Origin of the sequence: Bacillus sp. CCB-MMP212 (assembly GCF_022748145.1) — a bacterium.
GTDB lineage: Bacteria > Bacillota > Bacilli > Bacillales > Bacillaceae_G > Bacillus_A > Bacillus_A cereus.
Window position 1 is genome coordinate 287,548 of sequence record NZ_JALDQE010000005.1, and the last position, 21,225, is coordinate 308,772.

Consider the following 21,225-nt stretch of genomic DNA (forward strand, 5'->3'; position numbering starts at 1 on the left):
GCTTTACAAACTCATGATTCATCTTCGTCTGCATCAATCCGCAAAGAATATTTCTACCTTCAATTTCAAACCATTCTTCATTACGGCCGTCGCCTCAAATACTCCGCTTATATGATCAAATTTCTTGATATCCTCGTCCTCTAACATTCCGAATTCTTCTGGGAGACTATCGTAGAATTTTTCTACTGCATTTTCTAAATCATACTGACTTTTATATGTTTGTTCGTGAATTAACTGGACCTTCATTTTCATTCTTCTTTTCTAATAAAATAGCGTTTTTGTTTAGTTTCACTCTAAAAGTAAAATTTTCATTTTTTCATTCAACCAAGTTCATAACATATCCTTTTCCCCCGATAAAATAATGATTAGGTGTCCCATGCGCATTTTATTCATTGGAAATAATACCTTTCACGTACTTACGTATTAGAAACTTCATTTCTGCTTCTTCTCCACTAGCAATTTTGTTCACTTTTTTGATACATTTATGAAACATTCACATGTTATCTTCAATATGTTCTATTCTTTTTGAAAAACCATGTGAGAATACCAAAATAAGAAGCCCTAGAACCCTAACTCTAGGGCTTCTTGTTTTCAAATAAGGATTTTGCTAAAAAACTACACATTTATTAAGAACATGCATAAAATATAATGTGGTATTCTTTTTCAATATTAATGTTTATCCGAGAGCGCCTTGAATGGCGCTCTTTAATTTCCAAATAACATTTTTAGATAATTACGAGAGCGGATTTTATTATGTTGTACAAGCACTACTTCACTTTATTAAATAGACTATATAGATATTTAAAAGAAGGGAGCTTTAAATTCACATGGCTGATTACTTTTATAAAGATGGTAAAAAATATTATAAAAACCAATCACATTCCAACAATCAAAAAAATAACTGTTTTATTGAAACTCATACGATAGCTGGTTCTGCAGAAAATGAAAATGGAAATATACCTGTGTCAGTTTTCCTTGAAACCACCGCTCCACAAACTGTATTTGAGGATTTTACAAACAATCATAACAAAACATTAATTCAGTTATTCGTTGTTAGTATGAGTGCACCCGTTCAAGTAACTATTCTAACAAGAAGATCTAGCGTACCAATTACTACTACATTACAACCTGTTCAAACAAAAATATTTCAAGTTGAAGATTTTCAAAGTCTTACTCTTACAAAGCAGGAAGGTTCTACTAGTGTAGTTAGTTTATTTGTTCAAAAAACATTTTGTATATGCTGTAACGATAATAACGATAATAACGATTCATGTGATGAATATTACCAAGAATGTAATTGATAGATTAAATCACCAGAAAAACCCTTTATATAAAGGGTTCTTTTCCTTTTACTCCCCTCATTTTCCCGTTTTTTATTAAAATAACGATTTTATTATGTTTCCTAACTTACAGTAATGTCCTTAAAAAACATTCATATATATTTATCAGATGCACTTTTAAATCCCAGAGTATCAAATACTTTTAAGAGTTGACTGACCAATAATATTCGAATTATCTTTAAAAACTTATTAAAAATAACTTAGATACAAAAAAGCTACGTTTTATATAGGATAAAAAATTATCTTAAGTAAAGGAGCTTGATTATTTGTGAATTATCAAAATGATAACAACTCTAACATTCACAAACCTTGTTCTTGTCCATCTCCCACGGCTAACAGTTTAAATGTTGTTCAAACTACCCCATCAATAGTTTCTGTAAACTCTGCGATTCCACTAGATACTGTGGTAAATTCTAATGGCACGGCAATCTCATTCACACCACCAACAACTGTTTTACTTGAAGGTGGAAGAACCTATTTGGCAATCTATGAAGTGCAAGTTATCATTCAACCAGGAGGTAATTCGGCAGGTATCACTATGTATCTGAATAATAATCCAATCATTGGATCAGGTACTTCTCTAGGATATACAGCCGGATTCACTTCTGTATCAGCCCCCGCAATTTTCACTACACCTCCAGGTATAACAAGTACTCTTACTGTTAATGTAGGACCATATTCTAATACATTAAATACGTTGGGCTTAACTCTTGCTGTTGTAGCATTAACATAATAAAATGTAAAACTCTCTAAAATGATTTTATTTGTCCCTTAACTGTCTATTGGGCTAGCCTCTAAGAACTCCCCATAACTACATATAGAAAAAGTACATTATTTGGTTCGATAGTACTAGGTGACTCGGCTAGCACAATTGTTGAGTCACCTATTTTTTTATAATAAAATAACGCTTTTAATTTTATTTCCATGAATACAGCAAAAAAAGAGGCCCTATGGCTCTTTTTTTATTCCTTAATAACAATCTAAATATGATAAAATATATCCATCGCTCATATGTCCAACTATGCAATTTTCAAAGTAGCAACATTACAACTAGACTTATACAACATAATTCAAAACAAAATGAAGGAGTGTTTTAAGTGAAAGGACATATTCGAAAAAGAGGAAATAAGTACTTAGTGTGTTTCTGGTTATAAGACAAAAAAGAAGCAGTAAAAAATGTGACGAAAAAGATTACGGATTTAAATGAAGGGACTTTTGTGGAGCCGTCTAAGCTTACTTTAAAAGACTATCTCGTTCAGTGGCTAGAAATTAAAAGGATGAGTTTAGAAAAGAATACCTACGTTTCTTATAGTAGCAACATAACCCACCATGTTTTACCGAACATGCAGAAAGAAGTAGTAAAAAGTTTTGGTAAAAGTATCTTTGAATAGCTAATGTTTGCATTTTATAAAAAAAGCTAAATAAATCTTGTATGAACAAGGTTTATACATCCTAACACATGTTATCATGTATAATACATATGTTAAGTAAATTCAGAATAACGAGGCAAATATTATGGACTTTGTTTATATTAATCAAAACGTATTAAATAATCTTCTATACATTTTATGTAGTATATTTGTTTTTTATTTCATATATGATAGCAGGCATTATTTGAAAAAATACAAAATATTACTGATTACCCTTTGTTCTAGTATCCCGCTTATTTTATGTATGCGATACCCTATCTATATGGATGAAAGTTGTATTCATGATTTAAGACAAATTCCGGTCATAATAGGTACGCTTTATGGTGGATTTCCTGTCGGTATCATATTGTTTACAATTTTATTAATTACAAGATTTATATTTTATGGCTTTAATATGCTGACAGTCGTTGTTTACGGAATAATGTTCATCGTTACAGCACTCGCATCTTCAAAATTTAATACATATAATAGAAAGCTTAAAGTAGCTTTTTCCATGTTTTTAACCTTTTTCCTAGCAATATTTACAACTGTAATTGTATTAACTTTATCAGATTTTGAAGTGAATAATTTGTATATTATTTATTTCATGGTATTACCGACTACTTTAATGTTATTTATTGTTTATATAAATGAAGTTATAAAAGATGCTGTATTAATGCGCTCAAAATTAATTAAAATGGAAAAAATGGAGATTGTTAGCCAACTCGCTGCAAGTATATCGCACGAAGTAAGGAATCCTTTAACGGTTGTAAAAGGATTTACACAGCTTTTAAAAACACCAAATTTAACTCCTGAATCAAGAGACGAATATATTAAACATATACTTGAAGAGTTAAATCGTGCCCAAGAAATTATCGATGATTACTTAACGTTTGCCAAACCTGCTCCAGAAAAATTAGATCAAATTTCAGTAAAGCAAGAGTTAAATCGAGTTATTAATATGATATTGCCATTGTGTAATATGAATACGATACATATTACACAGGATTTTTCTGAGGCAACCATTGTTGGTAATAAACAGCACTTTCAACAATGTTTTTTAAACTTAATAAAAAACAGTATTGAAGCAATGCCTAATGGTGGTACCTTAAATATTTCCTCATCTATCAATAATAGTGAAGTTGAAATACGAATTGAAGATAGCGGAGTTGGAATGTCACAGGAGCAAATACATCGATTCGGTGAACCGTATTTTAGTACAAAAACAAAAGGAACTGGTTTAGGTACGATGGTTGCTGTTAAGATTATTGAGACGATGCATGGAAGTTTAAAAATCCGAAGTATCGTTAGTAAAGGAACGACTTTAACGATTACGTTCCCGAAATATAGTGAGAATACGCATTTAAACAAATAAAAAAGGAGCATAGTTGCTCCTTTTTTATTTGTTTCGATACATAAGTATCTTCAATGTTTTTTTAGTTTACATTTGTGAAGACTAATTAAAAATTAGTATCCTCCGCCCCAGCAGCTGCATCCTACAATTATTAATAGAATGAATAACACAACTAGTAAAGCGAAACCTCCACCAAAACCACAAGAACCACCGTAACTCATATTTTCTCCTCCTTTTGGTTTGAAAACTAATAGGTAGTTGATCATTTTAACTGGTTCGTATTATACATTATGTATATATCCCTTTTTTGAGCATGTCTACATAAAAATAAGTAAAAGCACTCGTTTAAAGAGTGCTTTAAAATGGATACCAAAAGTTTTGAAATACGTTTAATTTTAAATATACCGCAGCAATGAATATGAAAACACCGGCAAATAAAACGATGAAATCTTCACGTTTCGCCTTACTTGTATAAAACCATGTACGTTTATCCTTCTTTCCAAATCCTCTTAAATCCATTGCATTTGAAATCGTATCTATTCTTTCTAGAGAAAGAATGATTAGCGGCCAGAAAATTAAAACACGATTCTTCATACGAACCCATATATTTGCTTCTCCTTTTTCAAAAGCCACTCCTCTCGCTTCTTGCGCGTGTTTAATAATTTTATACTCAGACTGGATGTCAGGAATATAACGTAGTGCAATATTTACTGCATATGTAATCTTATAATGAATACCAAGTTTACTTAAGCTACTTACAAATTCGCTTGGATCTGTCGTGTAAATAAAAAGAAGTGTAAATGGTAATAACGTAAAATACTTTAATGAAAGTGTAACTGCATAAAATAATGTTTCATATGTAATCGTTGCATATCCAATATGTAAAAACGCGGTATATGATTCAGTTAATTCAGATCCATGAGTTGGTGTAATAAATAAAATCATGACAGAGTTTAATAAACTAAATGTAAATATGACACTAAAAACAATTAAAATTTTACAAAATGGAATTTTAGCAATGCTGAGTCCGATACACCCAATAATAAATAGTATTAGCAACACCCGAAAATCAAAAAACAAAAAAGTAAGCGTCATACAAAAAATAAATAAAAACAATTTCACTACCCCATCCATACGATGAAAATATGTACTATGCACCTTCCTCCCTCCTATTACTATCTAAATAAAGTTCCATAAATTTTTCCGGACATGCAATCCCACTAAATTTAACAAGCTTGGTTAAAGAACTCTCTCTTAAGTTAGCTATTTGTAACGTTTCTTGATCACCAAATACATTAGACACTGTATTATCCGCAATAATTTTCCCTTTATGTAGAACTACTGCACGGTCTGCATATTCTAGTGCGAGATTCATATCGTGAGTAATAAAAATAAATGAAATACCCTTCTTAGCTAGTTTTTTAATAAACGACATAAATTGTTTATAATGATAATAATCTTGTCCCGCTGTCGGTTCATCTAATATGATAAGCTTAGGATTTGTTGTTAATACAGATGCGATTGTTAATCTCTTTTTTTGCCCATAGCTTAGTGCTTGAATTGGCCAATTACGAAATGGATATAAACCACAAATTTTTAAAGTTCCTTCTACTCTATTCTTAATTTCTTCCTTAGAAAAATTATGTAATGTTAATGTAAATGAAACTTCTTCAAAAACAGTAGGCTGTGTAATCATATGATTTGGATTTTGCATCACGTAAGATATGATTTCCCCACGTTTACGAATAGACCAAGAACTAATATTTTCACCTTCTAACAAGATTTTCCCATTTTTCATTTTGTTTATGCCTATAAGACTATGAGCTAATGTGGATTTCCCTGCTCCATTATGTCCCAACAGTGCCACAATTTCTCCTTCATATATTGAAAGGTTTACATTTTCTAATACTTTTTGTTTATTAGGGTATGAAAATGATAAATTCTCCACTTTAAGTAATTCCTTGTTTTTAGTATTACCTTTTAATATGACTTGTTTCTCCATCCACTCTTTTAGAACGTTGCCTACCTTTTCTTTTTGAAGGTTTTCCATTGGATATATTACGTCATTATTACGATCAAAATGTAATCTCTTTAATGCTTCGATGTAAATAGGCTCTCTTAAGCCAATACGTGGCAATATATTTGACGCTAAGATTTCTTTTGGTGTTCCTATTGCAATGACTTTACCTTCATCAATTAATATAACTTTGTCTAAATCCAGCTTTAAAATTTCTTCTATCCTATGTTCGATAATAACAATCGTTTTATTATATTGCTCATGTATATCTTTCATAAGCTCTATCGTATGTACGGCGCTTAGTGGATCTAAGTTCGCTAACGGTTCATCGAACAATAATATATCCGCATTTGTTGTTAATAAACCAGCTAGAGAAACTGTTTGCTTTTGACCTCCTGATAATTCATGTGGACTTTGTTTATGAAACGTATGCATCTTCACCTTTCTTAATGAGTCCGAAACAATCTTTTTCATATCATCTTGCTTTACACATTCATTTTCTAAATAAAAAGCTACATCTTCTTCTACTGTCAGACCAATAAATTGAGCATCTTGATCTTGCAAAATTGTTCCTACCTGCTTACTTTGTTCAAAAATACTTCCTTCCCTCGGGTCTTTACCGGCAATTAAAACGTTACCTGTACTAGTCCCTTCGTAAGAAAATGGGATTAGCCCATTTATACAATGAGCTAATGTCGACTTTCCTGAACCACTTCGTCCAGCAATTAGTACTTTTTCCCCAGGGTATATATGAAAGGTAATATCACTTAAAGTAGGCTGCGCAGCATGCCCATATTGAAAGGTGAATTGTTCAAACGAAATAATTGGTTTCATGTTAACATCCCTACTTTTCAATTTTTAAATGTGTATGTTTCTTATTAGATTTTGTCAAGCCAATTGTAAGTGGCAATCCAACTACTAAGAAAACGATAACATCGGAAATTGTTGCTCCTAATACTTGTATAACAATTTTGTCAAATGGTTCTCCCATCACAATAATATCGAATGCCCCAGCAAATATAATAGCAATGACAATACCAACTAACCCAGTAATTGCTAAATAAGAAATATGCCCCTTGTTAAACGACCCGTTTTTCACACTAAAACCAACTCTTTTTTGAATAAGACCCATCGAAAAACCAATAATCCCTGAACTAATAACCCAGCCCCACCAAATCCCCCATCCAGCAATCGTATCTGTTACAGTATGACCGATAAGTCCGATTAAGAGTCCTGCCACTGGACCAAATAATGCTCCAAAAACAGTTAATATAGCTAATGCTGGTTTAATAAATGTATTCGGTGCAATAGAAAATCCCCAAAGTCCTAATATCCCGTATAATGCTGCTCCAATACCGATTGCTACTACTAACTTTGTTGATAATTTGTTCATTACAATTCCCCTCTCATATTAGTCAACTTTTATTACTCTATATTTAATTTAAAAATGAATTATGCATCTACACTCCCTTTCTATACAACAAAAAATGACCTCTTATATAAGAGGTCATTTTCTTTCACGTTCAAGAATCCTCTTATCTTTCAAAAAACACAACGTGTCCTCTGCGGAATTAGCACCTTCCTATAAAATTGCATAGGGGTTGCTGAGGTTTCTTAGGGCCGTTCCCTCCACCTCTCTGGATAAGTATTAATTTGTAATTCGTATTATGGCACTAAAAAGTGTAAATTTCAACACTTTTCTTACTATTTTTATTTTTTGTTAAATGGCGCATTTAAATCATTGTATTCTTATCGGAATTATGAAATAATGAATTCAAAATCGTTTCGGGAGGAATGCATTATGAAAGTGATTGGTTTGATTGGAGGATTAAGTTGGGAATCTACATCATTATACTATAAACATATTAATACGCTTACACTCTCTCAATACGATCAAAATGCAAAGTTAGTTTTATATAGTATGGATTTTGGTGAAGTAACTACTTTATTACAAAACCATCAATATGAAGAAGTGAAAAATGAACTAGTTACAGTTGCAAAGAAAGTTGAAAAATCTGGGGCTGAATGTTTATTAATGTGTTCAAATACCGTACATCTATTTGCCGAGGAAGTAGAACAAGCAATATCTATCCCGCTTCTTCACATTGGTGATGTAAGTGCTAAAGAAATGGTAGAACAGAATATAAAACGTATCGGACTATTAGGAACAAAACAAACGATGGAGCAAGATTTCTATAAATCACGATTAGCGAAATATAACATTGAGACAATTATCCCCAATGACGAGGAAAGAACTTTTATCCACCATGTCATATTAGATGAATTAAGTAGAGGGATTATTTCAGAAACATCTAAAGAAGAGTTATTACAAATTACAAAATCATTAATTCAAAATGGTGCTGAAGGTATATTATTAGGCTGCACTGAAATACCTTTACTCATCTCCCAAAATGATCTCACTGTTCCCGTTTTTGATACTGCTTTTTTACATGCAAATACTGCTGTGCAATTTGCTGGATAAGAATATACAAGCATAAAGGTGAGAACCTCTATGCTTGTATAAAGTTATGACTATTTATCCTGCTATTTGCAGGCAGTAAAGCCCCACCAATTAAATTTTTACTTTATTTAAAAGAGATTCAATAACTGCAATTGCTTCTTTTGAACCACCACATTCTAAAAAGCTATCATTAAGTTTTCTTATACCATGTTTATACTTTTCATTTGAAAGAACATCTGTTACGGCCTCTTTTAAAGTGTGTACATTAACATGTTCTTTCAATAGTCTATGTGCCGCTTCAAGCTCAGTTAATCTTTGCGCTATCATAGGCTGATCTTTATCATGCGGTATTATTACAAATGGGACATTATAATGAATGGCATCGTGTACGCTATTCATACCACCATGTGTAATAAAAACATCTGCTTCATTTAATATTTCTGATTGAGGTACGTATGGAGCAATTATAAAATTATCTGGCGCTTGCTTTATTTTTGAAATATCATTTCTATCACCAATTGCCATTACAACTATCCCATCAAAATCTGAAAAAGTATCAATACAAGTATTAAAGAATGGTTCGAGTCCTTCAAGCGGTGTTCCCATTGAAATGTAAATAACTTTCTTCTCTTTAAGTGATTCCAGTGGAAACTTTATATTTGTTTTACGCTTTGAAATGCTCGGTCCAATAAAAATGTTATTTTCTCCGAACGATTCGCTATTAGGTTGGAAATAACGACTTGTGTATACGAAACAAACATCACCCTTATTATTCATAAATTGAAGATTATTCTTTGGTTTTACTCCAAATTTATGTTCCATCTGATTTAGTAATTTTTCAGAGATCTCCTCTGGTTGGAATGGTATATCTGCATTTGGATGAAAAGGTAATGTCTTCAAAAACTCTGAAGGAATTAAAAATATAGGTGAGGAAACTACACCTGGAACTTGTAAATACTCCTTTACTAACTCTCCCGCGCCAAATATATCATAAATTACGAAATCAAAATTTATACTTTCACATAATTTTTTCGTAATTTCCAATATATATAAAGAAGTTTGAACATGCACATGAAAGAAAGCATTTAATCCAGATGAGGTTTCAGCATCAATAGAAATTTCCTTTAATAGATCCGGATGAGTATGTACAGTAGCTCCTAAATCTTCAATTCTATCCTTAAAGTTTGTCGTTGTAATATAATGTACGTGATCCCCTCGTTCAGTAAAGGCTTTTACTAAATTTAATGTAGGGTTTACATGTCCCTCTGCTGGAAAATTAACCACTAAAATATTTAGCACTTATTCCTCACTCCTTATATTTCACTGTTTTAATTAAGCATACTGTTATTTGTACATATAATCGTCCCCTAATAGTCCTAAAGTGCTTGTTACATTATGTTGATAAATAATTTTCAGTCATCAACATAAAAAAAAGCATCTACCTATGTAGATGCCTAACCGTGATAAGGAGTGTTCTGTGAGGTTAGAACAAGCTTTTCTGCTTGTCCTATGCTATCAATATATGATTTATTTTATAAAATGTGAATCGTTAATAGAATTATTTTATCCATTTTATATGATCAAATGGATAAAATACCATTTCTACCTTACCTATTATATTTGACTCATCAATAAGTCCAAGTGTATTCCTACTATCTTTACTATGATTACGATTATCACCTAACACAAATAATTTATGCGTAGGAACGTTTATTTCTCTAAAATTTGAAAAACGATTGGATACTTGTAACATATCTAAATGTATATACGACTCATCACGCTTTTTACCGTTAATATATACCTCATCCTCTTTTAATTGTATATTATCCCCCGATAATCCAATAATTCGTTTCACATAGTAAGTAGGCTCGTCTTCTTTTTTTATGATGACAACATCCCCATGATGAAAAGACGATAAACAGACGTTTACCTTATTAACAAGTATATAATCTTTTTCATTTAAAGTAGGTTGCATCGAAATTCCTTCTACCATACAAAATAAAAATGACTTATTAATAAAAATAACCCCTATTATAATTAAGATGTAGCTACATATGTTCCTCCAATATTTTAGAATAAACAGCTTCATATATACCTCATTTCCAATCTATTCCCAGATAAAAACGCCTCTAGTTCACATTAATGCTAGAGACGTTTCGTCCATTTTAATTCTCTTTAGAGTTATCTGTTTTTGGCGCTTCACCAGTTAATCGCTTATTTTTCAAATCAAAATAAGCATCTAAAACTTCTTTTCCAATGTCGGAGTTAATGCCCGATTTATCATTTTCAACCCACGGTACTACAATAGAAAATGCTACTTCTGGATCATCATATGGCGCATATCCAGCCAATGTTAAGTTATAACATTCTCTACGATCGCCTTTCGCATTTCGCCCAATTTCATTTTCTCCACCATATACAGTTTGTGCGGTCCCTGTTTTACCAGCTGGTTTATATGGTGCTTTTTGGAACGCTCTTACTCCCGTTCCATCTCCTTCTTGAAATACTTTTCTAAATCCTTCTTTTACTTGATTAATATATTCTTGTTTCATATCGATTCTATTTAAAACAACGGGTTCTATTGATTGTACTACTTTACCAACCTCATCTTTTTGAACGGTTTGTTCTCTAATTTCTTGAACAATTTGCGGTTTCATTCGATACCCTCCATTTGCGATAGTCGAAATATATTGTGCAAGCTGAAGTGGTGTATACGTATCATATTGTCCAATAGAATAATCTAATAAGAAACCAGGCTGATTATCTTTTCTTCCAATTTGCCCTGCAGTTTCATTTGGTAAATCAATACCAGTTTGTACGCCTAATCCAAATTGCCTGAAATAATACCTCATTTTATCAAAATATTCTTGTTTAATATCTAGTGAACTATTTTTCACATAATCCACTCCAGCAATTTTTAATGCTATATTAAACATATAAACGTTTGAAGATACTTGTAACGCTCTTAGATCGTCTATATCACCAAAATTTTTCCAAGACTTCTTCTCCTTAGTTCCTTTAAACTTCATAGGTGCATCATAAAAATGTGTTCCAGGAGTTATTGCATTTGTTTCAAACCCTGTTAACACTGTCGCACCTTTAACCGTTGATCCAAGCTCATAAGAACTAGTCAGCGTGCCTAAAGCGTAATCTTCTACTTCCATTTTCCCGTCTTTTTCTACAAGCTTTTTCCCAGCCATTGATAATACTTGACCATTTTTTGGATTCATCATCACTACGAAAGCACGGTCTAACATTGATTCTGATCCTTTATATTGTTTTAATATTTTTTCTATGCTCTCCTCTACTTTTTTTTGCAATTCCATATCTATTGTTAAAGTTAAATTTTTACCGCTTTTCCCTTCAGTAACAGTTTCCGTTTTAATAGTATTTCCTTGTTTATCAGCAATGCTTCTTACTTCTTTTTTTGTACCATGAAGTACATCTTCGTATTGCTGTTCGATATAACTTTTGCCGACCCTATCATTTCGACTATAATCACGCACTAAATAATAATCTAATCTTTCACGTGGCAATCCTTCATCAGCATTTGAAACGTTACCAAGGACAGAACGGAATAGACCATCATTTACATAGATTCTCTCCCAATCAACTGATGCATCTACCCCTGGGAGGTTCGCTAAATTTTCACTAATCACCGCATATTCCTGTTCACTAACGTCCTTTTTAATAATTTGAGGTGCCATTTGAAAACCTGAGGTCATTTTACTTTTAATAGCTAACACTTCTATATCTTTAGCTGTTAGTTCTTTAAGATTTTTATCTGTAACGCGCTTCCTTTTTAAATCTTCTATTTTTTTGTCTAGCTCTTTTCCGGTAATATCCTTATTTCGGAACTTATCTATTTCTTTTTTGGATACTAAGTCTTGAGCAAGTTCTGGATTTAATTGCATCCAAAAGTCTTTCTTATCAGTCTCAGTTAACTTATCAATATCTTCTTGTGGCATTTCAATAATGTCTGCAAGTTGTCTTGCTGATTTTAATATTTCTTCTTGTTTTACACCTTTCACCTTTGTATATGTAATCGTACGTAAAGACTTATTATCAACTACTGGATTTCCTTCACGATCAAATATTTTCCCACGTGGTACAGAAAGGCCCACGGTTGCATTTTCTCTCTTCTCTACTTCATTTTTATATGTTTCTCCATCAAAAATTTGCACTTTCCCTAACTGAATAATAATGCCAGAAAATAATAAAAATACACAAAGGAATAAAATATTTAACCGGAGAGGTACTACTCTACCACTTTTCTTCTCTTGCTTTTTCACCTTGTCATAATCTCCTCCTTACAATATTCCAAATAATAATCATATTTCTATATTAAAAGTAATGTACAATTTCTATACATTGCTTTGTACAAATATTAATATAATGTTTAAAACTTAATAGAAATTAAAACAAAGGTAAAGAAAAGGTAAAGTTTACTAAATTAAATATAAAAAATACCCAATAACAAAAAGTTTAGTTTTCACTAATCGCTTTGTTATTGGGTATTAATTGATTTAAGAATTACTACTAGTGCGTATCGCTATACATTTGTCGTCACAATTAGAAAGAGATTGTTTATTTAGTACTTTCGGTAAGTAAATAGTTACTGTTGTCCCGACCCCAACCTCGCTCATGATACTAATTGTCCCTTGATGACTTTCAATAATTTTATAACTTAACATTAATCCAATACCAGTCCCTTTTTCTTTCGTACTATAAAAAGGTTCACCTAATCTCTTAATTCTTTCTTCAGGTATTCCTATTCCTTCATCTATTACATGAATAATGACACCATCATCATTTATTTCTTTTATGTGAATTGAAATTCCCCCACCATTTGGCATAGCTTCGATTGAATTTTGCAAAATATTAATAAATACTTGTTTCAATTGATTTTCTGAGCATTCAATAATTATATCTTTGTCACCCGTAAAAAGTTCAACTTGAATATTTGTCATAATTGCTTTTGTATTCATTAACGATACGACATTTTTAAAAATTTGATAAATATTTTTCTTTTCTGTATTTATCTCATCTGTTTTAGCGATTGATAGAAATTCTTGTAGGATTGCTTCTATCCTTTCAATTTCAGAAAGCATAAGATCAAAATATCTTTCTTGATCTTCTTTATTAATTTGGAATAACTGTATAAAACCTTTAATTACAGTTAAAGGATTTCTTACTTCATGAGCCACGCCAGCTGCTAATTGACCAATTGCTGCAAGCGTATCTGATTTGTTTAACAATTCTTCTGTCTTTTTTCGCTCTGTAATGTCGCGTACAATAATCATAATTTTATCACGTAATAATGGTAAGAACCTAGCTTCAAAGAAATCAATACTTCCATTAAGTGTGAGTGGATATTCTACAATTACATTCGTTCCTTTTTCCTTCACTTGATTAATGGCTTCCTGAAACTGCTGTGCTACTGAAGATGGTAATACTTCGTAAAACTTTTTTCCCATAAAAGCTTCTGCGGGTACGTAAAACTTCGTAGGAGATCCTGCCTTGTAATCAATAATCGTGCCATCATCTTCTGTTAAGAAACATAAATCTGGTAAAGCTTTAAAAATTAATTCCAGTTCAGATGTTTGTTGTTTTAACTGCTCTTCTATCGCTTTTAAATGCGTAATATCTACACCAACAGCCCAATAACTATATCCTGTTACAGGAAACTGTTCTGATATATTCGACCACATTATTGTTTTGATTTCACCATTTTTACATGTTAAGTGCATTTCCCAATCTCTGAAATTTTTTCCACAAGTTAAAAATTTCTTTTGTATTTGATGGCGATAATTATGATCAGGATACAATAATTGCAGTGCATTTGGATTTCCAATTATTTCTTCAGCGGTATAACCTGTTACGATTTCGCATTCTCGGTTCCACAAAACAAAATCTCCATTATAATCAAGCGCATCGACCATAACAGGCATGTTTTGTAAAATCGTATGTAGTTCCTCCTCTTTCCGAGAAAGCAACGTTGTATTTTTACTTTGAAATACTTTTATTGCACCATCTAAAATTAAACTTGAGAGCATTTCAAAGTATTTTTGACAACTGAAAATTTCACTTTTTTTGGACCATACAACAAAAGATCCTAAATGTTGATTGTATAAGAAAATGGGGATTTCAATCTTTGGAAGTTTACTCTTTTTTATCTCATTCATTCCGAATGAAAAAACACACTCTTTTTCAGCATCAAGAAGTTGATGTGATATGTTAGTTAATTTATAAAATTGTTCTGCCATGGTTTCTATTGTACTCACATCAATAAGTTCCATTAGCCGCGAATTCATTCTTTGTTCACCTCAATATGTAAAATTAATACAAATCTAAAATTCATACTTCTCCATTATACGAAGAAAGCTAGTGTAGGTATATAGCTGTAGAATAATTATTCGAACAAATTTTATTTTTCAATTAAAACAAGAAAAGAATATATTTCGTTCATTCCTCATTTATTGTCTAGGTAACTTGAATTCCTCCTTACATTCACTGAATTTTCACTTGAGAGTCATACGCGTCACTAATAGCGGTATAAACATGCAATAAGTATAAAGTTCATAAAATATTCACAATTTTTATGAAAAATATACACATTTATTCCAATATATTCTATATAATAAAATGTAATAAGGCTTCTATGAATCTCATAGAATACCTTACCCCTAATAAAAAAGAAAAAAGAATCCATTTGGATTCTTTTTTCTTTTTTTAATTACATTACATATTTATATAAAGCATGTGCCACACCATGTTCTTCATTTGATAACGTTTCGTATTTACACATTGCTTTTATTTCTTCAACTGCATTTCCCATTGCAATTGATATATTCGCTTTTTCCATCATAGAAACATCGTTTAGTCCATCTCCTATCGCTACAGTGTTTTCAACCGGAATATTAAGATGTTCTGCTAAAGTATATAATCCATTCCCTTTTTGAGCATCTCGATGATTAATCTCTAAATTGTGCCAATATGAAGATGTAATTGCTAAATCTGTATTATGAAGAAATGTTTCTTTTAGTTTTTTTAATTTCTCAATATCATAAGAAAATGGTAATAGTTTATGCACATGTATATCTGTTTCTACAATTGGTTTACAACTTTCCGCACTATGAAACGCTGTATGCTCAAGATATAATGCTGCGATTGTTTCTAACTCTTTCAAGTCGAAATTTTCTTTTGAATTCTTCACATACTCAATTTCATTACGTACACTCTCTACTCCATAATCCGGTACATACACACCTTTATCAGTATAAAGCTGATAATATAAACCATTCTCTTCAAGATATTCTACAATTTCAAGTGCCTGCATATTTTGAATTGGATATCTCTTCATCATTTTTTTATCTTTATATATAAGAGCCCCATTTTCCGCAATGATTGGACACTCTAAATTAACTTCTAACAATAATCGCTCAATGTCAACAATAGAACGTCCTGTACAAATTGCTACAACATGGCCAGCTTCTTGACATGTTCGAATTGCTTCTGCATTTTCTTTACTTATCATTTTATTCCCCGAAAGAAGAGTTCCATCTAAATCAATTGCGATTAATTTCATTATTTCTTCACCACTTTCTATAAATACACGAGTTCTAATTAATTATTAGGTATCGTTTCCATACAATCCTCGTGAGGTACTTCTTATTTATAATTTATGAAAAGCGTTTCAGGTCAAGAAATAATTAAAAATAAAATCCAAAGCTTTTCTTTTTAAAAAAGCTTTGGATTTTAAACTATGAATTATAACTAATGTATTTTGTCTCACACATGTACACGTTTTTTTCTTCAGTTGGGATATATACTTTAAACTTTTCTAATCGTTTTCCATAGACATGAATCGTAATAACGCTTTCATTTTCGCTAATTTCAAGAATATGACAATCTGCTGGTGGAATTACTTTATCAGTTTCTCCTTCTCCCAAATAAAGATTTCCTGTATGTGTTAAATAAACAAGTGAATTTCCAAGTTGTTTCGTTTGTATAAAGTTCTGCACCATTATCCTTCCTGAAAAAACGCCTTCTACTCCCCATGTGCCGTCATGATCATGTAAAGGTGTAGATTGTCCATCTTTCCATACGAGAGCTAGTACTTCAAAACGTTTGAGCGGATCTTCATACAATAAATGTCTTGCATATTGGGTCAAATTGGCCTTCTGTTTTTCTAACGGAAGCCATGTTTTCTTTTCTAAAAGTTCTTCTAGTAATTTTTCAATGCCACACACTATTTCTTCTTCAAATAAACCGTTTTCCATAAGATCTGTAACACCTTTAATAAACTTTTGAAATGATTTACTTCCATTACAAGTCAACATAAGAATCCTCCTCTACGTTTTATACAATTCCATATTAAGGTAATTGCCGAAAACTCACAATTGAGAAACAAAAAAACAAGATGCAAATGTATGCACCTTGTTAAGATTTTTATTTGGCTTTCAATCGAATAGGTAAGTATTTTAATGTTTGTTCATTTTCCAATATACATTTTTCTAAACAGAAAGATGGAGATAGCTCTATTTTTTCAAAAGCATTTATAAAGGTAGTTAATGCAATCTCAGCTTCTAAACGTGCAAGTGGTGCTCCTAAGCAAAAGTGAGGACCTTTCCCAAAGGTTAAATGCTTTTCATTTCCTGTTCGATGTACATTAAATTGAGAGGCTTGTGAAAATTTTTTCTCATCTAAATTCGCTGCACTAACCCACGCAACAATCATCTGATTCTTTTTCATGAAAGGACCAAATATATTTGTATCCTCTGTAATCCTCCGGGCCAATGTAACAGGAAAGCGATAGCGTAATACTTCCTCAATCGCTTTTGAAATTAAGTTAGGTTCTTTTCTTAACTCTTCATAAATTCCAGGTGAATCTACTAAAAAGCAATAAAAGCTATTAATAATTAAATTTGTAGTGGTTTCATTCCCAGCCGCTAGTAAACCTAATGAAAAGGTTACAATTTCTTCATCGGTTAATCTTTCGCCTTCATATTCAGCTCGAATTAAATCAGAAATGATATCATCGGTTAAATGATATCTCTTTTCCTGAACAATCGGTAGAAGGTATGCTTTGAATTCATGTAATGCTATCCCTTTCTCGGCATCCAGGTCATTAAACTTTTCTTTACTATACGGCATAAATAAAATATCAGACCATTCTTTAATTTTTTTACGATCTGTTGTTGGGACTCCTAATAAATCGGAAATAACGGTAACAGGTAAAGGTGCAGCAAACTGTTCAACGATATTAACTTCACTACATTTTTCGATATGTTGTACAAGTTCATCTGCGATAGCCTGTATTCGAGGTTTCCACTGTTCTAAACTTCTTGGAGTAAATGCCTTAGAAACAATGGAACGTACATTGCGATGTTCTGGTGGATCTGTAGAGTTTATATTTATTCTAGTTTCTAAAGGAGGGATTGAGAATTGTCTGCGCTCCCTTCTACTTGAAAATAAGCGATAATCTGATAATACACGATTTACATCATCATATAAAAAAACATTCCATACATCCTGCTCTTCATCATAATGAACTGGGTGATTATCCCTCATCAAACGATACCATTCATATGGATTCCATAATTCTTCTTTTGTTTTCAGCTTTGAAATTTCATGAACTAAAATAACATTTTCAGGTGAAGCCATAGTTCTTTCCTCCCTTTTCTTTTACAATAAAAGTGATAGGTCGGCAGTCCAAAGTTGTATAAACTATCATATGTTATTTTAACATATACCAAAGGGGATTTTTCATTAGAGAACTTGAGAAATATATAAGGGGGATTTTTATGTACGTTGACATTTTACTACTAGCAGAATTAACGACAGGACCAAAACATGGATATGAAATTAAAAAAAATGTTCAAAATCGTTTAGGTGAAAATTTCGAATTAAATCACAACATGCTTTATCCTGCCCTTCGGCGCTTTGAAAATATGGGTGCTATAACGAAAAAAATACATAAACAAGTCGGAAAACCAAACCGAAATATGTACGATATAACAGAAACAGGAGAAGAAATTTTTTCTGAAATGTTACGAGAGTTTCCCGAAAAACTTGCGACAAACAATACAGAATTTCTTGTTCGTATTGCGCTATTTGAAAAACTTGACTATGAGGATAGAAAAGAGATTTTGACTGTACGTCAAAACGTACTATATAATCAGCTTACTGCTATTCAGTCTCTAGATGTTACCTCATCTTTTATTACTGAAGTCATTGAATTTAGTAAATCACGAATTGAACATGAATTGAGTTGGATTACATCACTTATGAAAAAAATATGAAAAAATAACAAGAAAAGTTAAAAACAATGAATGAAAATGATATTTATTATCAATACTATAATTAATAAAAGGGCAACCACGATTTGGCTACCCTTCAAACATTTACACTTCTGGATCGAAAGTTTTGCAATCAGTTTCTTCCGTTGTAGATGCATGTTTACCTTTATGACTTACTACGTAAATTGCCTCTGCACTACATTTATTACCGTTCGCCCAAAATTTACAGTTATTTACTTCACATAAAACGTCTTGTGCCATAGTATCACACCTCCTTGTTCTATTATCATTAACAAAATTCGGAGGTATGATACTCTTTGTCATGCATTTTTTATTCCCTTTTTAGCTTTCTTAATGGTTCAATATCTCCTCGTACAATCACATCTATATTTTCAGTTATTTTTTCAATGTCAAAATGCCACCATTGAATTTGTAATAATTCTTCTATTATTTCATTTGAAAATCTCTCTTTTATTTTATTTGCTGGATTTCCACCAACAATTGTATATGGTGCGACGTCTCTAGTCACAACAGATTTAGCTGCAATGATTGCACCATCTCCTATTTTTATTCCGGGCATAATAGTTGTGTCCATACCAATCCAAACGTCATTTCCTATAACTGTATCGCCTTTGTAAGGTAAATCAGACAAACTAGGTGTATACTTCTCCCACCCATTTCCAAAGATATTAAATGGATATGCCGAAAATCCATCCATCCGATGATTCGCTCCGTTCATAATAAAGTTAACTCCAGATGCAATACAACAAAACTTTCCAATAGTAAGGCGATCCCCAAGAAATTCATAATGATGTAATACTCGATCTTCAAATGTTTCTCCATCTTTCGCATCATAATAAGAATAGTCACCAACAAGTATATTAGGTTTTGTTATTGTATTTTTTATAAATTGAACGTTTTGATTTCCTTCAATAGGGTATTTAACATTTGGATTAGGATTCATTTTGTACGGCACTTCCTTTACCACTTATTTCACTTTCCACCACTATTACTGGCTTTAAATTGTATATAGGTAAAATAAACAATAATCCAATTATAAAAAGTAAAGCCGTCCCTTCATACATCATACTTAATGAAAACATCTCTTTTAAAGAACCGGCAATACTCATCGTTACCACCATTGAACCGGTAAAAAGCGGACTTAAAATACCATTTACACGACCTATAAAATCAGTATCGCTATTTTGAATAATAAGCGTATTAATACCAATTTGGATACAAGGAAGAGCTAAACCACTAAAAAGCTGCGCAGTAAGTGTCACCCATAAATTTGTAGAATATCCTATAATGCCAATACCAATTGCTTGACCAAGCATACCGATAATTAACATCTTTTGCGGAGCAACGTTTTTCGCAAATACCATTGCTAATGCTCCGCCAACAATCATTCCCGCACCATTAACTGTTAGTAGCCACTGTAAACTCTCTTTTGATAATCCTAGCTGCTCAGTCACAATAAATATACCTAATGGTTGAATTAATCCTATACCTAGTCCTGCAGCCATAAAGCAAAGCCCTAGCAAAGTTAACGCTTTTTTCTTTTTGACATACTTAATACCATCCTTCATCTCCTGCAGCAGAGTGATATCTTTCTTTTCTACGTCGTTTTCAAGATCTTTCGGAAGAAATAACAATACAACTGCCGCAAGTAAAAACGAGATACCTGTTATGATGATTGAAATGTAAATTCCAAAACTATGAAAGATAAATGTCCCTAGGATTGGTCCTAATACCATAAATATTGCAAATATCGTTTGATATATAGACATTGCTAATTGAATTTGTTCCGTTGATAAATGTTGTTTAAACAACTTCATTCCAGATGGTTGTGAAAACTGTGAAAGGATTGCAGAGATGAGTGTCACAAAAAACACAATTTTCCACGTTCCAAACATAAGCGTAATTAATACAGCGAATACTGAAATGGAACTTAACGTTTCACACCATATCATTGTCTTCTTTGGCTTCCACCTATCAGCAAAAGTACCGCCAATAAATGAAAAAATAAAAATTGGAGCGAATTCAGCAACTGAAATCATTGAAATAGCAAAAGCATCACCTTTTGTCATTTCCATTACATATAGTAATACCGCAAAGTTTCGAACCCATATTCCTATTTGTAAAAATAATGCTGATGCTAAAATCCCTTGTACAAACCGATTTTTTAATACTTGTGATACCCCATTGTTTTGTTTCGTTACTACATTTGTCGACATAAAAAAGCCTCCTATTTCATGTTCTGAACAGGAGGCAGCACAAATCATATAAAAAGACTATATATTCGCAGAGCGAAATACATCCCTTTTCTATAAATGTACAGAC

19 protein-coding genes, 2 pseudogenes and 1 riboswitch are annotated in these 21,225 nt (G+C 31.9%); of the genes and pseudogenes, 6 read left to right on the top strand and 15 right to left on the bottom strand.

Translation table 11 applies throughout. From position 1 onward, the window contains the following. Positions 1-11: 11 nt before the first annotated feature. A pseudogene (locus tag MRP26_RS16205) lies at positions 12-246 on the bottom strand (hypothetical protein). A gap of 581 nt (positions 247-827) precedes the next feature. Between MRP26_RS16205 and MRP26_RS16210 the strand changes: the two are divergent. The 4 genes and pseudogenes from MRP26_RS16210 to MRP26_RS16225 all read left to right on the top strand — a co-directional run bounded on the left by MRP26_RS16210 (position 828) and on the right by MRP26_RS16225 (position 4,124). Next, entirely contained in the window at positions 828-1,301 is a 474-nt protein-coding gene (locus tag MRP26_RS16210; protein ID WP_242806323.1) for an exosporium protein D, read from the top strand. Between the two features lie 307 nt (positions 1,302-1,608). Next, positions 1,609-2,073 carry a hypothetical protein gene (locus MRP26_RS16215; RefSeq protein ID WP_001109242.1) on the top strand — a complete coding sequence of 155 codons (465 nt, stop codon included), beginning with the start codon at positions 1,609-1,611 and terminating at the stop codon, positions 2,071-2,073. A 364-nt stretch (positions 2,074-2,437) separates the two neighbouring features. Continuing rightward, positions 2,438-2,686 (top strand): annotated as a pseudogene (locus tag MRP26_RS30915) (tyrosine-type recombinase/integrase); the annotation flags it as partial. Between the two features lie 169 nt (positions 2,687-2,855). Further along, the gene (locus tag MRP26_RS16225; protein ID WP_098679919.1) at positions 2,856-4,124 is read left to right on the top strand and encodes a sensor histidine kinase; all 1,269 of its coding nucleotides are present in this window, start codon (positions 2,856-2,858) and stop codon (positions 4,122-4,124) included. A gap of 92 nt (positions 4,125-4,216) precedes the next feature. On the opposite strand, the gene MRP26_RS16230 is transcribed toward MRP26_RS16225, so the two are convergent. From MRP26_RS16230 to MRP26_RS16245, 4 genes are all read right to left on the bottom strand, one after another. After that, on the bottom strand, positions 4,217-4,324 hold the full coding sequence (locus tag MRP26_RS16230) for a YjcZ family sporulation protein (protein ID WP_000120182.1): 108 nt from the start codon (positions 4,322-4,324) through the stop codon (positions 4,217-4,219). A 136-nt stretch (positions 4,325-4,460) separates the two neighbouring features. Further along, complete coding sequence (locus MRP26_RS16235; protein WP_242806324.1) at positions 4,461-5,261, bottom strand: energy-coupling factor transporter transmembrane component T family protein; 801 nt, start codon at positions 5,259-5,261, stop codon at positions 4,461-4,463. Continuing rightward, on the bottom strand, positions 5,254-6,954 hold the full coding sequence (locus tag MRP26_RS16240; RefSeq protein WP_242806326.1) for an ABC transporter ATP-binding protein: 1,701 nt from the start codon (positions 6,952-6,954) through the stop codon (positions 5,254-5,256). The genes MRP26_RS16235 and MRP26_RS16240 overlap by 8 nt, the downstream gene beginning before the upstream one ends. 10 nt (positions 6,955-6,964) lie before the next feature. Next, positions 6,965-7,513, bottom strand: coding sequence for an ECF-type riboflavin transporter substrate-binding protein (locus MRP26_RS16245; protein ID WP_095690805.1), 549 nt, complete (start codon positions 7,511-7,513; stop codon positions 6,965-6,967). Positions 7,514-7,652: 139 nt separating this feature from the next. Further along, positions 7,653-7,768: riboswitch (SAM riboswitch) on the bottom strand. A 153-nt stretch (positions 7,769-7,921) separates the two neighbouring features. Here MRP26_RS16245 and MRP26_RS16250 point away from each other — a divergent pair. Continuing rightward, positions 7,922-8,602: an aspartate/glutamate racemase family protein gene (locus MRP26_RS16250; protein WP_053564339.1), complete on the top strand. Its 681-nt coding sequence runs from the start codon at positions 7,922-7,924 to the stop codon at positions 8,600-8,602. 90 nt (positions 8,603-8,692) lie between these two features. Here MRP26_RS16250 and MRP26_RS16255 read toward each other — a convergent pair whose 3' ends face one another. From MRP26_RS16255 to MRP26_RS16285, 7 genes are all read right to left on the bottom strand, one after another. Next, positions 8,693-9,880, bottom strand: coding sequence for a macrolide family glycosyltransferase (locus MRP26_RS16255; RefSeq protein ID WP_242806328.1), 1,188 nt, complete (start codon positions 9,878-9,880; stop codon positions 8,693-8,695). A gap of 259 nt (positions 9,881-10,139) precedes the next feature. Next, positions 10,140-10,670 (bottom strand): signal peptidase I, encoded by a 531-nt coding sequence (gene lepB / locus MRP26_RS16260; protein WP_071730400.1) that lies wholly within the window; start codon positions 10,668-10,670, stop codon positions 10,140-10,142. Between the two features lie 76 nt (positions 10,671-10,746). Beyond that, positions 10,747-12,873 carry a peptidoglycan D,D-transpeptidase FtsI family protein gene (locus MRP26_RS16265; RefSeq protein ID WP_069355660.1) on the bottom strand — a complete coding sequence of 709 codons (2,127 nt, stop codon included), beginning with the start codon at positions 12,871-12,873 and terminating at the stop codon, positions 10,747-10,749. A gap of 234 nt (positions 12,874-13,107) precedes the next feature. Continuing rightward, positions 13,108-14,895, bottom strand: a complete 1,788-nt coding sequence (locus MRP26_RS16270) for an ATP-binding protein (RefSeq protein WP_242806330.1) — start codon at positions 14,893-14,895, stop codon at positions 13,108-13,110. Positions 14,896-15,317: 422 nt separating this feature from the next. Next, the gene (locus MRP26_RS16275; protein ID WP_000766393.1) at positions 15,318-16,169 is read right to left on the bottom strand and encodes a Cof-type HAD-IIB family hydrolase; all 852 of its coding nucleotides are present in this window, start codon (positions 16,167-16,169) and stop codon (positions 15,318-15,320) included. Between the two features lie 175 nt (positions 16,170-16,344). After that, a complete protein-coding gene (locus tag MRP26_RS16280) occupies positions 16,345-16,923 on the bottom strand; it encodes a cysteine dioxygenase family protein (protein ID WP_023522059.1) in 579 nt (192 codons plus the stop codon). Between the two features lie 109 nt (positions 16,924-17,032). After that, a complete protein-coding gene (locus tag MRP26_RS16285; protein ID WP_053564342.1) occupies positions 17,033-18,247 on the bottom strand; it encodes a cytochrome P450 in 1,215 nt (404 codons plus the stop codon). A 140-nt stretch (positions 18,248-18,387) separates the two neighbouring features. On the opposite strand from MRP26_RS16285, the gene MRP26_RS16290 reads away from it, so the two are divergent. Further along, complete coding sequence (locus MRP26_RS16290; RefSeq protein ID WP_000289127.1) at positions 18,388-18,885, top strand: PadR family transcriptional regulator; 498 nt, start codon at positions 18,388-18,390, stop codon at positions 18,883-18,885. A 102-nt stretch (positions 18,886-18,987) separates the two neighbouring features. Here the strand turns inward: MRP26_RS16290 and MRP26_RS16295 are convergent, their stop codons facing one another. The 3 genes from MRP26_RS16295 to MRP26_RS16305 all read right to left on the bottom strand — a co-directional run bounded on the left by MRP26_RS16295 (position 18,988) and on the right by MRP26_RS16305 (position 21,119). Next, positions 18,988-19,143 carry a DUF1540 domain-containing protein gene (locus tag MRP26_RS16295; RefSeq protein WP_000046095.1) on the bottom strand — a complete coding sequence of 52 codons (156 nt, stop codon included), beginning with the start codon at positions 19,141-19,143 and terminating at the stop codon, positions 18,988-18,990. Positions 19,144-19,213: 70 nt separating this feature from the next. Next, on the bottom strand, positions 19,214-19,846 hold the full coding sequence (locus MRP26_RS16300) for a Vat family streptogramin A O-acetyltransferase (protein ID WP_053564343.1): 633 nt from the start codon (positions 19,844-19,846) through the stop codon (positions 19,214-19,216). Continuing rightward, complete coding sequence (locus MRP26_RS16305; protein ID WP_000106397.1) at positions 19,836-21,119, bottom strand: MFS transporter; 1,284 nt, start codon at positions 21,117-21,119, stop codon at positions 19,836-19,838. The genes MRP26_RS16300 and MRP26_RS16305 overlap by 11 nt, the downstream gene beginning before the upstream one ends. Positions 21,120-21,225: the final 106 nt, after the last annotated feature.

What these genes read in the sequence shown, in the direction of transcription:
- MRP26_RS16245 (WP_095690805.1), bottom strand. Translation starts at nt 7,513, where the DNA reads ATGAACAAATTATCAACAAAGTTAGTAGTAGCAATCGGTATTGGAGCA.
- MRP26_RS16210 (WP_242806323.1), top strand. Translation starts at nt 828, where the DNA reads ATGGCTGATTACTTTTATAAAGATGGTAAAAAATATTATAAAAACCAA.
- MRP26_RS16240 (WP_242806326.1), bottom strand. Translation starts at nt 6,954, where the DNA reads ATGAAACCAATTATTTCGTTTGAACAATTCACCTTTCAATATGGGCAT.
- MRP26_RS16225 (WP_098679919.1), top strand. Translation starts at nt 2,856, where the DNA reads ATGGACTTTGTTTATATTAATCAAAACGTATTAAATAATCTTCTATAC.
- MRP26_RS16275 (WP_000766393.1), bottom strand. Translation starts at nt 16,169, where the DNA reads ATGAAATTAATCGCAATTGATTTAGATGGAACTCTTCTTTCGGGGAAT.
- MRP26_RS16285 (WP_053564342.1), bottom strand. Translation starts at nt 18,247, where the DNA reads ATGGCTTCACCTGAAAATGTTATTTTAGTTCATGAAATTTCAAAGCTG.
- MRP26_RS16295 (WP_000046095.1), bottom strand. Translation starts at nt 19,143, where the DNA reads ATGGCACAAGACGTTTTATGTGAAGTAAATAACTGTAAATTTTGGGCG.
- MRP26_RS16290 (WP_000289127.1), top strand. Translation starts at nt 18,388, where the DNA reads ATGTACGTTGACATTTTACTACTAGCAGAATTAACGACAGGACCAAAA.
- MRP26_RS16270 (WP_242806330.1), bottom strand. Translation starts at nt 14,895, where the DNA reads ATGAATTCGCGGCTAATGGAACTTATTGATGTGAGTACAATAGAAACC.
- MRP26_RS16305 (WP_000106397.1), bottom strand. Translation starts at nt 21,119, where the DNA reads ATGTCGACAAATGTAGTAACGAAACAAAACAATGGGGTATCACAAGTA.
- MRP26_RS16280 (WP_023522059.1), bottom strand. Translation starts at nt 16,923, where the DNA reads ATGTTGACTTGTAATGGAAGTAAATCATTTCAAAAGTTTATTAAAGGT.
- lepB (WP_071730400.1), bottom strand. Translation starts at nt 10,670, where the DNA reads ATGAAGCTGTTTATTCTAAAATATTGGAGGAACATATGTAGCTACATC.
- MRP26_RS16230 (WP_000120182.1), bottom strand. Translation starts at nt 4,324, where the DNA reads ATGAGTTACGGTGGTTCTTGTGGTTTTGGTGGAGGTTTCGCTTTACTA.
- MRP26_RS16250 (WP_053564339.1), top strand. Translation starts at nt 7,922, where the DNA reads ATGAAAGTGATTGGTTTGATTGGAGGATTAAGTTGGGAATCTACATCA.
- MRP26_RS16300 (WP_053564343.1), bottom strand. Translation starts at nt 19,846, where the DNA reads ATGAATCCTAATCCAAATGTTAAATACCCTATTGAAGGAAATCAAAAC.